The organism is Lapillicoccus sp. (genome assembly GCF_036559105.1).
Taxonomy (GTDB): domain Bacteria; phylum Actinomycetota; class Actinomycetes; order Actinomycetales; family Dermatophilaceae; genus Lapillicoccus.
This window is the reverse complement of sequence record NZ_DATBTV010000071.1, coordinates 1-11352: the sequence shown is the minus strand read 5'-3', so window position 1 is coordinate 11352 and position 11352 is coordinate 1. Positions and strand designations below refer to the sequence as shown.

Annotated in this window: 12 protein-coding genes; 4 read left to right on the top strand and 8 right to left on the bottom strand. The window is 71.7% G+C overall.

Annotated elements, in window-relative coordinates:
- Nucleotides 1-485 (bottom strand): helix-turn-helix transcriptional regulator (locus tag VIG79_RS09390; RefSeq protein WP_331884903.1); only part of this gene is annotated, 485 nt, incomplete at its 3' end.
- A gap of 130 nt (nucleotides 486-615) precedes the next feature.
- Between VIG79_RS09390 and VIG79_RS09385 the strand changes: the two genes are divergently transcribed.
- Nucleotides 616-984: a nuclear transport factor 2 family protein gene (locus VIG79_RS09385; RefSeq protein WP_331884901.1), complete on the top strand. Its 369-nt coding sequence runs from the start codon at nucleotides 616-618 to the stop codon at nucleotides 982-984.
- Nucleotides 985-1075: 91 nt separating this feature from the next.
- Here the strand turns inward: VIG79_RS09385 and VIG79_RS09380 are convergent, their stop codons facing one another.
- From VIG79_RS09380 to VIG79_RS09365, 4 genes are read right to left on the bottom strand one after another with little or no spacing between them, the layout of a single operon-like run.
- Complete coding sequence (locus VIG79_RS09380; protein WP_331884899.1) at nucleotides 1076-1588, bottom strand: pyridoxamine 5'-phosphate oxidase family protein; 513 nt, start codon at nucleotides 1586-1588, stop codon at nucleotides 1076-1078.
- Between the two features lie 30 nt (nucleotides 1589-1618).
- A complete protein-coding gene (locus VIG79_RS09375) occupies nucleotides 1619-3022 on the bottom strand; it encodes a CYTH and CHAD domain-containing protein (RefSeq protein ID WP_331884897.1) in 1404 nt (467 codons plus the stop codon).
- 16 nt (nucleotides 3023-3038) lie between these two features.
- Nucleotides 3039-4148, bottom strand: coding sequence for an oxidoreductase (locus tag VIG79_RS09370; protein WP_331884895.1), 1110 nt, complete (start codon nucleotides 4146-4148; stop codon nucleotides 3039-3041).
- The gene (locus VIG79_RS09365) at nucleotides 4141-4389 is read right to left on the bottom strand and encodes a hypothetical protein (protein WP_331884893.1); all 249 of its coding nucleotides are present in this window, start codon (nucleotides 4387-4389) and stop codon (nucleotides 4141-4143) included. Before VIG79_RS09365 ends, VIG79_RS09370 begins: the two co-directional genes overlap by 8 nt.
- A 112-nt stretch (nucleotides 4390-4501) precedes the next feature.
- Between VIG79_RS09365 and VIG79_RS09360 the strand changes: the two genes are divergently transcribed.
- From VIG79_RS09360 to VIG79_RS09350, 3 genes are all read left to right on the top strand, one after another.
- Entirely contained in the window at nucleotides 4502-6175 is a 1674-nt protein-coding gene (locus tag VIG79_RS09360) for a long-chain fatty acid--CoA ligase (protein ID WP_331884891.1), read from the top strand.
- Between the two features lie 26 nt (nucleotides 6176-6201).
- Nucleotides 6202-7695 carry an LLM class flavin-dependent oxidoreductase gene (locus VIG79_RS09355; RefSeq protein WP_331884889.1) on the top strand — a complete coding sequence of 498 codons (1494 nt, stop codon included), beginning with the start codon at nucleotides 6202-6204 and terminating at the stop codon, nucleotides 7693-7695.
- A gap of 116 nt (nucleotides 7696-7811) precedes the next feature.
- Nucleotides 7812-8306, top strand: a complete 495-nt coding sequence (locus tag VIG79_RS09350; RefSeq protein ID WP_331884887.1) for an AIM24 family protein — start codon at nucleotides 7812-7814, stop codon at nucleotides 8304-8306.
- A 71-nt stretch (nucleotides 8307-8377) separates the two neighbouring features.
- On the opposite strand, the gene VIG79_RS09345 is transcribed toward VIG79_RS09350, so the two are convergent.
- The 3 genes from VIG79_RS09345 to VIG79_RS09335 form a co-directional block, all read right to left on the bottom strand.
- Nucleotides 8378-9262: an ABC transporter permease gene (locus VIG79_RS09345; RefSeq protein WP_331884885.1), complete on the bottom strand. Its 885-nt coding sequence runs from the start codon at nucleotides 9260-9262 to the stop codon at nucleotides 8378-8380.
- Nucleotides 9249-10253, bottom strand: coding sequence for an ATP-binding cassette domain-containing protein (locus VIG79_RS09340; RefSeq protein WP_414672611.1), 1005 nt, complete (start codon nucleotides 10251-10253; stop codon nucleotides 9249-9251). The genes VIG79_RS09345 and VIG79_RS09340 overlap by 14 nt, the downstream gene beginning before the upstream one ends.
- Nucleotides 10250-11352, bottom strand: a 1103-nt coding sequence (locus VIG79_RS09335; protein WP_331884883.1) for a LolA family protein, incomplete at its 5' end; no start/stop codon positions are given. The genes VIG79_RS09340 and VIG79_RS09335, both read right to left, overlap by 4 nt.

Sequence of the window (11352 nt, the reverse complement as noted above, 5' to 3'; positions counted from 1 at the left end):
GCGCGCCACTCGGAGAGGTTGACGATCCGAGGCGCGAGCCCGTCCGGGTGCAGCGTGAGTCGGATGACGTTGACCGGTGGCTCCAGCAGCGCCGGCGACGCGCCGGACACGAGCCGGTAGACCGCCGCGTTGGCCGCCACGAGGTTCCACTGCCGGTCGACCACGAGCGCTGGGAACGGTTGGTGCGCTTCGAGAACGGCGTTGAGGGCCTCGTTGACGACGGCCATCGACGGGGCGGTGAGGGGCTGCTCGGGGTATGCCGGGGCGAACCCGCCCGACACGAGCAAGGCGTTGCGGTCCCGGAGCGGGACGTCGAGGTGCTCGGCCAGGCGCAGGATCATCGCGGGCGTCGGACGCGAACGCCCGGTCTCGACGAAGCTCACGTGACGGGTCGACACGTCGGCCCGCGAGGCGAGCTCGAGCTGGCTGAGTCGACGGCGCTCCCGCCATCGCCGCAGCTGCGGACCCACGGCACTGGCGCTCACCCCCCGGACGGTATGCCCCTTCGCGAGCGCCGGTCGTTACCTCTGAGGTCATCGACGCCATTCCCTCGGTGACCCGAGGATCGGGGGACGGGCCGGCCAGCGGGGCCGCCCACCACCCGAAGGAGCCACCGTGACCGACTACCAGCGGATCGCCCGCGACTACCTGGCCGCCTGGAACGAGACCGCCCCGGAGGCCCGCCGTGCCGCCGTCGAACGCGTCTGGACCGACGACGCCCGCTATGCCGACCCGCTCGCCGACGTGACCGGCCACGACCAGATCGACGGTCTCATCGCGGCCGCTCAGGGCCAGTTCCCGGGCTTCGCCTTCACCCAGGTCGGCGAGGTCGACGGGCACCACGACCAGGCCCGCTTCACCTGGGGCCTCGGTCCCGCCGGCGCCGAGCCGGTCGTCATCGGCTCGGACGTCGTGACGCTCGCCGACGACGGCCGGATCAGCCTGGTGCTGGGGTTCCTCGACCAGGTTCCGGCTGCGGCCTGATCCGGTCGGCAGCGGGCGCCCGGCGACCATCACGAGGGCGGTGAGCTCTACCCCTCAGCGGGGGGCGAGCTCACCGCCCTGGCGGCTCGGGTCAGCCGAACCGGAAGGTCGTCTGCCCGTGCGGGTCCTTGGCGAAGGCGATCACCTTGTCGGCGTTGACCCGGAACACGTCGGTGACGGTGCCGTCCCCCTGGTCGAACCCGTCCTCGAGGACGGCGAACGCCCACGACTCGCCGTACTTCGCCGCGTAGGTGTCGGCGGTCCGCTGCAGCGCAGCAGGTTCCGTGATGCGCTGCACGTGACCTTCGAGGACCACATCAAGACCCTCGTTCCAGGTGTTGGTGCCCGTGGTGACGGCGACCCGGTCGTTCGAGGCCATGTTCTTCCACTTCTGCTCGCGCGAGGCGGTCGAGAAGTGGAAGGCACCGTCGTGCCATACCCCCACTATCGGCGAGACGTGCGGTCGCCCGTCGTCGCGGACGGACGTGAACCAGTAGAGCTCGGCACCGACCATGGCCCGCTCGGCGTCCGCCCAGTCCGATGGAGGTCGTTTCGCGTCGCTGTACCGCCGGTCGATCCGCCCTGTGCTTCGAGTGTCAGTCATGCCAGGTCCGACCGCGCGTCGCGGCCGAACTCATCGGTCGAGGACCGATGAGCGGATCTCGGCCGCTTCCTGGTCGAAACGGTCGGCCAGGACGCCGTAGGTGAACGCGTTCTCGACCTGGCCGGACTCGACCATCGAACGGACGAACTCCGACGCCACCGCGAGGTCCTGGTGGGCGCCGAGGGTGGTCTGCAGCCGCTTGGCGCGCCTGGCGACCTTGCCCGCTCGCGGCAGTGCCGGCTCCAGCAGGTCGCTCGCGTACCGCAACCGTTTGGCGGCCTTGCGGGTCTGGTGGAGGCCGTGCGCGTCGGTCGCGTCCGTCAGCCGACGTCGGACCTTTCGCCGGGCCTTGCGCAGGGTCTTCTGGGGCCGGACCCGCGCCTCGTCGAGAACCGGAACCGCGGCATACCAGCGCACCAACGTGACCAGGATGCCCCGGTACCGCGGCTCGTCAACGGCCCGTCGCCACTCCTCCAGGGCGGTACGGCGCGTGGTCCGCAACGCGCGTCGGATCTCCTCCCGGACCGGCCCCACGACGTCCTTGGGCTCCAGCTCGTCGAGGGCGTCGGAGAACCGGCGACCGAGGATGTCGGAGTCCCGGATCGGGGAGAGGAGTCCCGCCAGCCAGCCGAGGTCCTCGTCGAACGACTCAGGTACCGCGTCGACCACGTGGTCGAAGAGGCGCAGGGTGCTCCGCAGCCGCCGGACTCCCACCCGGGTGGCGTGCACCGCCTCGGGTGTCGGGTCGTCGCGCACGCCCACATCGCCGAGGAGGATGGCCGCGCACTGGGCGCGCAGGTAGGCCGCGACGAGGGCGGGCACTCCCTCCTCTTCGGCTCGCGGCGGCTCGCCCAGGACATGGGTGATCTTGCGGGTCACGACCGCCGGCCGAGCGCCGTCGAGGAGTGCGGTGACCCGGTCGAGGTCGTCCTCGTCGCCGGCCGAGCCGAGCTCGACCTCCACCTCACGCCAGACGATGGGGTAGGCGTCGGCACCGGCGGCCGTACCGGTCACGCGGTCGTCGGCCAGCTCGACGACCAGCTCATCGGTGGTGTCGAGGATCTGGGTCGTCTGTCTGGTCGTCCGGATCGTCGCCACCGGACGAACGGTGTCGTCCCCCAGAACCCCAGCCAGCCGCCGGCGCAGCGCCACGGGCAGGGAACCCGCCGCCGCGTGGCTCTGCACCTCGGTCCGAGCGTCGCCCGCCGGGATCTTCAGATGCCACCCCGCATCCGCGCCACCCTCCCGGTGGCGCAGGGTCATGCCGAGCAGCCGCAGGGTCGAGCGCTCGGTGTCGTAGTACGTCGCCACAAGCTCGTGCTCGGCCGTCTGCACCCGGCCACCCTTGGGTGCCACGGCGGAGAGGTCGGGGACCGCCCAGTCGTCGTCGACGTCGAAAGTCAGCTCGCGCTCGCGATGGTGTTCGACACTCACGGTCCCACTGTGCCGGTCATCTGGGGCTGACCGCCAGCCGGGCCACGCGGCCCCGTTCGCCCGCAGCCCAGCAACCGCCGTCGGACGCACACTCGACGCTGTCGAAGCTGCCGGTGTCGAACGAGGACCATGTCCGTCCGGCGTCGGTCGTGACGTCGGATCCGGTCGGCCCCACCGCGAGCGCGACGTCGGCTTCGCGCGGTAGCCAGGCCGACCCGGACCGGTACCCGGACGGCGACACCGCGGCCCGGTCCCACGTCGACCCGCCGTCATCGCTCCACGCCGCGTTGCCCAGGTTGCTGGTGGGATTGCCGAGGTCGCCGCCCAGGGCGATGCCGTGCGAACGGTCCCGGAACCGCACCGAGAACGTTCCCGCCGCGGGACCCTTGGCCAGTGGCACCGTGGTCACCGACCAGGAATGACCGGCGTCCTGGCTGACGAGGACGTGCGGCCCGTCCTCCCCGCCCGAGGCGAGGTAGGTCGTCCGGTTCTGGCCGGCGGTGAGACAGGTGCCGCTGGCCGCGAACGCGAACTCGTTGGCCCCGGCCGGCGGCATCCCGGACGGGTCGACGAGCGACCAGGTGTGGCCGCCGTCGGTCGTCTCCTGGAGCCGGAACGCTCCGTCGACCGGGTCGCTGAGGGCGAGCCCGCGCTGCGGCGTACTGAACGCCATGCAGTCGTAGAACGCCGCCCGGTCCTCGTTGCGGAAGGCCATGGTCCACGAGCCGCCGCCGTCGTCGGTCACGTAGATCCGCGAGTCCGTCCCGTTCCCGACGGAGAGGATCACCGCGTGCCGGTCCGAGGTCGCCTCGACGTCCCTGAGGTCCAGTCCGCTGACGTCCGGGGGGCCGACCGACACCCACGTGGCGCCACCGTCGGTCGTGCGGAGGACGGCCCCGGTTCCGCCCACCCAGGCGACGGTGCCCGAGACCGCAGAGAGCCCACGGAAGCGGACGTCGCTGCCGGTCGGCGTCGACACCCATGACACCGCGACGTCGGTGCTGCCGCTCGCGGTCGTGTCCGGGCCCCGGTCGGCCACAGCGACCGAGCCGGTGGCCCCGACGGCGACGGCGCCAGCGGCCGCGGCCGCCGCCAGTCGCCGCCGGAACCGACGGATCTCAGTCACGGCCGACCACGAGCCGGGCCACGCGGCCCTGCTCGCCGGACGCCCAGCAGGAGCCGTCCCGGGCGCACTCGACGCTGTCGAAGCTGCCGCCGTCGAACGACGCCCAGGAGCGCCCGGCGTCGGTGGTCACGTCCGACCCGGTCGGGCCGACGGCCAGCGCGACGTCCCGCTCGTGCGGCAGCCAGGCCGAGCCCGACCGGTACCCGGTGACGGCCACCGACAACCGCAGCGATCGAGTCATGCTCCGAACGTAACGCTCCCCTCGGGCCCGGCGGCCCCCACAGCGTTACAGGTGTGCGAACGTCCGCCGGACTCCCTACCCAAAGGGCCTGTTGTTTGACACGCTCACCGGCATGAAGAGCACCATGCAGACAACACCGTTGTTGATCTCTCAGCTCCTGCGCTACGGGACCACCCTCCACGCGGACCAGGAGGTCGTCACGTGGACCGCCGACGGTGGCCGCCGGCTCAGCTTCGCCGATCTCGGCACCCAGGCCGCCCAGCTGGCCCACGCCCTCCGCGGCCTCGGCATCACCGGTGACCAGCGCGTCGCCACGTTCATGTGGAACAACACCGAGCACCTGACCGCCTACCTCGCCGTCCCGTCGATGGGCGCGGTGCTCCACGCCCTCAACATCCGGCTGTTCCCGGAGCAGCTGATCTACGTCACCACCCACGGCGGCAGCGAGGTGGTCATCGTCGACAACACGCTCGCGGCGCCGTTCGCGAAGCTGCTGCCGCACCTGACGACGTTGCGTCACATCGTCGTCAACGGCCCGATCGACGCCGACACCCGGGCAGCCCTGGAGGGGGTCGACCACGTCGACGGCGTCCACGACTACGCCGACCTGATCAGCGGTCAGCCGGAGACCTTCGACTGGCCCGAGGACATGGACGAGAACGCCGCCTCGTCGATGTGCTACACCTCCGGCACCACCGGCAACCCCAAGGGCGTCGCGTACTCGCACCGGAGCAACTACCTGCACGCCCTCTCCGACGCCTACAGCCTCGGGGTCCGTCAGGGCGACCGCAGCCTCGTCGTCGTACCGCTCTTCCACGCCAACGCGTGGGGTTTCCCCTACATCGCCATGCTGGCCGGCACCTCGTTGATCATGCCGGACCGGTTCCTCCAGGCTGAGCCGCTCGCGGCCATGATGGAGGCCGAGAAGGTCTCCACCGGCGCCGGCGTCCCGACCATCTGGAACGACCTGCTGCGCTACCTCGACGACCACCCGGAGAAGGCCGACTCCTGCTACCGGCTCATGGTCGGCGGCTCGGCGGCTCCCCCGGCGATGATCAGGGCGTACCAGGAGCGCCACGACATCGAGATCATCCACGGCTGGGGCATGACCGAGATGTCCCCGGTCGGGACCCTGGCGATCCCACCCGTCGCGGCCGAGAAGGGCAGCGACGAGTACTGGCGCTACCGCTCGGCGCAGGGCCGGTTCCTGGTCGGCGTCGAGGGCCGGCTCATCGGGCCGGACGGCGAGGAGCAGCCGTGGGACGGCGAGTCGGTCGGCGAGCTCGAGGTCCGGGGTCCGTGGATCACCGCGTCCTACTTCATGAACGGCACCGAGAACGACACCGACCGGCGGGAGATGGCGGCCAAGTTCAGCGACGACGGGTGGCTGCGCACGGGTGACGTCGGAGCCCTCAGCAAGGACGGGTTCCTCTACCTCACGGACCGCTCCAAGGACGTCATCAAGTCCGGCGGCGAGTGGATCTCCTCCGTCGACCTCGAGAACGCCCTGATGGGCCACCCCGCGATCCAGGAGGCCACCGTGGTCGGAGTCCCCGACGAGAAGTGGGGCGAGCGCCCGCTCGCCTCGGTGGTCGTCATCGAGGGCCAGTCCGTGACGCCGGACGAGCTGGCCGACTATCTCGACGGCAAGGTCGCACACTGGCAGGTGCCCGAGCGCTGGGCGTTCATCGACGAGGTCCCGAAGACCTCGGTCGGCAAGTTCGACAAGAAGGTGATCCGCAAGCGGTACGCGGACGGCGAGCTCGACGTCAAACAGCTGGGGTGAGGGCCTGACCGCAGGCGCGGGTAGGTATGCCTGAGCTGCCCGACCCCGCCCTCGTCGTCCTCGTCGGGGCGGCGGGGTCGGGCAAGTCCCACTGGGCCTCGTCCCGCTACCGCACCGCGGAGGTCGTGTCCTCCGACGCACTGCGTGAGGTCGTCGGCAGCGGCCCCGCCGACCTCGACGCGTCGGTGGACTCGTTCGACCTGCTGGACCGGATCGTCGCCGCCCGGGCCGGCCGCCGGCTGACTGTCGTCGTCGACACCCTGGGACTCGACCCGTCGCGGCGAGCGGCATACCTCGCGGTGGCCCGGTCCGCGGGGCTGCCCGCGGTCGCCGTGGTGCTGGACACCCCCGCGCCGGTATGCCGTACCCGCAACACCCAGCGCGACCGACCGGTCCCGGCCACGGTGCTCACCACCCAGCTGCGCCGGATGCGGACCGTCGTGGGCGAGCTCGACCGTGAGGGCTGGGACCTCGTCCACGTCGTCACGGACACGCCGGCGCCAGAACCACGACGCGCGACCGCCGTGGCACCGCCGTCCCGCGGGCGGCCGCTCGAGGGCGTGTTCCTCCAGGTCAGCAGCTTCCCCTGGGGCGGGAACCCCTCGGCGTGGCTGCGCGACATCGCCCTGCGCGCGGCGGAGGTCGGCTTCGCCGGGCTGTCCCTCATGGACCACCTCGTCCAGATCCCTCAGGTGGCCCGGGCGTGGGACCCGATCCCGGAGCCGTGGGTGACCCTCGGACACCTAGCAGCGCTCGACACGGACCTGCGGCTGGGGACCCTGGTGTCGCCGGTGACGCTCCATCACGCGGGGGTCCTCGCCAAGCAGGCGGCAACGCTGGACGTGCTCTCCGGCGGGCGCGCGTTCTGCGGGGTCGGCGCGGGCTGGTTCGAGCGGGAGCACCTGGGGTTCGGTATGGCGTTCCCGCCGCCCCGGGAGCGGCTCGATACGCTGGCTACGACGATCGAGACCATGCGCGCGCTCTGGGCGCCTGGCACAAAGGCGTATGCGGGTGAGCGGGTTTCGCTCCCAGAGACCACCTTCTACCCACGTCCGGTCGGCGACCTCCCCGTTCTCGTCGGCGGTGCCGGCGCCCGGACGCTGCGCATCGCCGGTGCTCTCGGCGACGCCTGCAACGTGTCCTCCGACGAGGCGCTGCTCCCGGCACGGATCGCCGCGGTGCGTAGCGCGGCGCAGCGCGCCGGACGGGACCCGGACGCCGTCGCGACCACCGTCCTCGACGTCGCCGTGGTCGGCGACTCGCGCGACGACACGGCTCGCCGCGTGGAGCGGCTGCGCGGGCGAACACCGGCCGCGACGTACGCAGCTCGTCACCACGCCGGAGAACCGGCCGCGCACGTCGACCGTTACGCGCGGCTGCGGGAGATGGGTGTGAGCGCGATGTTCCTCGCACTCCCGGACCTCACCGGCCCGGACGACCTCGACCGGTGCGCCACCCTGACGCGCTGGTTCCGAGCGTATGCAGACACGCAGCCTGGGCACGACGATGCCCGTCCTTGACGTCATCCTGGCCGCGGGCGAGGAGATCATCGCCGAGGGCGGTGAGGTCTCCTGGCTGACACCCGGTTTCGACATGGACACCTCGACGCGGTTCGGGTCCGGCGGCAAGGGGGTTCATGAGCGGCCTGAAGCGGGTCCTCGGCGGCGGCCAGCTGTTCCTCACCCAGTACACCGCGCCGGCGAACGGTGGGTTCGTGGCCTTCACGGCCCGGCTCCCCGGCGTCATCCGCGAGCTGCGGATCGACCCGGCCGACAACTACATGGTCCAGTCCGACTCCTACACGTGCAGCACCCCGGACGTCGAGATCTCGGTCGGCATCCAGAAGAAGCTGGGCGCCGGGATCTTCGGCGGCGGCGGCGTGATCTTCCAAAGACTCAGCGGCAACGGGACGGCGTGGGTGCAGATGTCCGGGGAGATCGTCGAGTACGACCTCGTCGCGGGCCAGTCGATGCTCGTCCACCCAGGCCACCTCGCGTTGATCCGGGCCGAGATGCCGCTGGAGTTCGCGACGGTCAAGGGCGCCAAGAACGAGCTGTTCGGCGACTCGCTGCTGCTCGCCCAGATGTCCGGACCGGGCCACGTCTGGCTGCAGTCGATGAACCCCCCATAAGCTGGCCCAGGCCATCGAGCCCTACCTGCCCGGGAAGACCACCACGACGACGACCAGCAGCTCGTAGCGGGTCAGCTGGTGACGTCCTTGCCGGAGAACCGGGCCCAGGCCAGCAGCCAGAACACGGCCGCATACGCGGCGTCGACCCCCAGCCCGCGCAGCACGTTGTCCCAGAACGGTGGGTCGCGCAGCAGGTCGGAGAACGACAGCCACTCGTGGACGATCAGCCACGGGTGCAGCCACTCCAGCTGAGGGACCGCGTCGAGGATCCAGGACAGGATCGTGAAGATCATCAAGGCGATCGTCGCGGCGATGGGCTGCTCAGTGAGCGTCGAGATGAACAGGCCCACGGCCCCCAGGGCGGCGATGCAGGCGCTGAGGTAGACGACCACGAGCAGGACCCGGCCGAGCGCGGCACCGAAGTCCAGCTGTGACCCGGACAGGGTGGTCAGCGGCCCGGTGCCGAACAGGGCGATGCCGATGATCGCGCCGGCGAGGGCGACCGTCGCCACGCCCCAGAGCGCTCCGATGCACAACGACGCGAACTTGACGGCGAGCAGCCGGGTCCGGCTCACGGGGACGGTCAGCAGGTAGCGCAACGTGCCGAGGTTCGCCTCCCCCGCGATCGCGTCGCCGGCCAGCGTCGAGATGGCCAGGGGCAGGAAGATCCCCATCTCGACGGTCAGCGCCGCCAGGGGCACGAACAGCCCGTTCGAGGTGATCGAGTCGAGGAAGTCGGGGCCGCCGCCGGACGACCTGCTGGACAGCTTGACCGAGATCGCCAGGACGATGGGCACCGTGGCGAGGACGAGCAGTCCCATCTGGTTGCGGCGGCGGCCGCCGATGAGCCGGATCTCGGAGCGCAGGAGCCGGGTCGACACCAGGCGCTTCCGCGATCCCGCGCTCACCGCCGTGCTCGGCGGCTCGGGCACCGTCGTCGTCTCAGCCACTGACATCGAAGCCCTCCCCCGTCAGGCCGACGAACAGGTCCTCGAGGCTTGGCGTCGTCACCGCGAACCCCCGCACGGGTACGTCGGCGTGCACGAGCGCCGCCACGATCGTCTCGGGCGCGACCGGTCCCGGGTGGCCGCGAACCTCGTCGCCGACCACCTCGACGTCGGTGATGCCGAGCCGCCCGAGGACGGACCCGGCGTCCGACGGTCGTGACGTCGTCACCCGGACCGTCGTCACCCCGGCCCCACGCAGCTCGTGGACGGTGCCCTGCGCGACGAGCCGGCCGTCGCTCATGATCCCCAGATGGGTACAGATCTGCTCCACCTCGGAGAGCAGGTGGCTCGAGATGAGCACCGTCGCGCCGTCCCCGGCGAGCGACGCGACCAGGTGCCGAACCTCGCGAGTTCCTTGGGGGTCAAGGCCGTTCGTCGGTTCGTCGAGGACGAGGAGCTCGCGCGGCGTGAGCAGGGAGGCCGCGATGGCGAGCCGCTGCCGCATACCGAGCGAATAGGCGCGGTAGCGCTTGCCGGCGGTCGCCAGCAGTCCAACCCGGTCGAGCGCGGCGTCGATCCGGGTGCGCGCGGTACGCGGTTCGCTCCATAGGTCGGCCGCGTCGAGGCGCGCAAGGTTCGACCGGCCCGAGAGGTACGGGTGGAACGCCGGCCCTTCGACCAGCGCACCGACCTGAGGCAGCGCACGCGACGCCTCCCGCGGCATCGCGTGCCCCAGCAGCGACCGCGTCCCCGAGGTGGGCTCGACGAGCCCGAGCAGCATCCGGATCGTCGTCGTCTTGCCGGAGCCGTTGGGCCCGAGGAAGCCATAGACCGCGCCCCGGGGGACGACCATGTCCAGCCCGTCGACGGCCAGCCGCGAGCCGAACCGCTTGCTCAGGCCTCGGGTCTCGACCGCAGGGTCCGCAGCGGGCACGGAGGTGTCCGGAGCCGTCGCCCGAGCCGTGGCCCGGGGTGACACCTGCGTGACCGGCAGGGTCACGAGGCCTTCAGCGCCGCGAACAAGGCCTCCGGCGCGACCGCCCCGACGGCGACCCGGCCGTCGTCGGTGAGCACGGCGGAGAACAGGGTCCCGTCGATCACGCGACCCTTACCCCACGTCCCGGAGACCTCCGGGATGGAGCGGAGCAGGCCCTGGATCTGTGTGTCCTGACCGGCACCCGTGACCTGGGCGGGCAGCTGAGCCACGACGACCGACGTCCAGCCGGTGCCGACCACCTTGGGCTCGGCCGGCTGCGTGGCGGGCTTCGCCGTCCCGGGCGCGGCGGTGTCGCCTTCGCTGACCTTCGTGCCAGGCGGCGGCGTGAACGCGAACTGGCGCGCGTCGGTGGCCGTGAAGTCGACCGACGTGAAGCCGACCTCCACTGCCGGGTTGGCCAGCTTGGTCGAGTAGACCTGGACGCGTAGCGGCACGTGGGTGTCGGCATCGACGGCGATCCGCACCTGGGCGACGCGGGTGTCCTTGGTCTTCGGCTGGAGGACCAGCTCGTAGGCCTGTCGTCCAGCGACGACTGCGGTGCCGGCCGAGGTCACCGACGTCGTCGGGTCGATGGCGGCGAGCGCCTTCTGGGCGGCCTCCTCGGGCGTCTTCGGCAGGTCGGTCGGAGAGAGCTGCGGGGTGCCGGCCCGGGCCTGGTCCTTCGCGGTGAGCGTCTGGTGGACCGCGGACTTGTCGGCGCTGGACCACACCCAGACGTCGTTGCCGTTGCGGATGACGTCGGACTCGCCCGAGCCCCCGACCAGGGCCACCCGCGCCTGAGTGGGCCCACCGAGCCAGACCCGCCAGGTGTGCGTGCCGGAGATGACCGAGGTGAGGTTCGCCGCACCGCCGTTGGCGGCCGGGCTGCCCGACGCCTGACCGGTGAGTCCGGCGAGGTCGGGTAGGCCGAGGTTCGCGGTCTGGACGACGGTTCCGGACAGCTGCCGGCTCGCGGACTGCCGGACGTCCACGAGGAGCTGGGCAGCGGACCGGGCCGGCAGGCCCGAGTCGGCGCTGGCGGTGCGGGTGGCCACGAGGCTCCCGGCCGCGATGAGGACGACGGCGCCCGCGGGCAGGGCCCACCGCGCACGGGGATGGTCGG

Excerpts from the sequence above, each read along its gene's own strand:
- VIG79_RS09380 (WP_331884899.1), bottom strand. The coding sequence starts at position 1,588 with ATGACTGACACTCGAAGCACAGGGCGGATCGACCGGCGGTACAGCGAC.
- VIG79_RS09365 (WP_331884893.1), bottom strand. The coding sequence starts at position 4,389 with ATGACTCGATCGCTGCGGTTGTCGGTGGCCGTCACCGGGTACCGGTCG.
- VIG79_RS09360 (WP_331884891.1), top strand. The coding sequence starts at position 4,502 with ATGAAGAGCACCATGCAGACAACACCGTTGTTGATCTCTCAGCTCCTG.
- VIG79_RS09355 (WP_331884889.1), top strand. The coding sequence starts at position 6,202 with ATGCCTGAGCTGCCCGACCCCGCCCTCGTCGTCCTCGTCGGGGCGGCG.
- VIG79_RS09350 (WP_331884887.1), top strand. The coding sequence starts at position 7,812 with ATGAGCGGCCTGAAGCGGGTCCTCGGCGGCGGCCAGCTGTTCCTCACC.
- VIG79_RS09345 (WP_331884885.1), bottom strand. The coding sequence starts at position 9,262 with ATGTCAGTGGCTGAGACGACGACGGTGCCCGAGCCGCCGAGCACGGCG.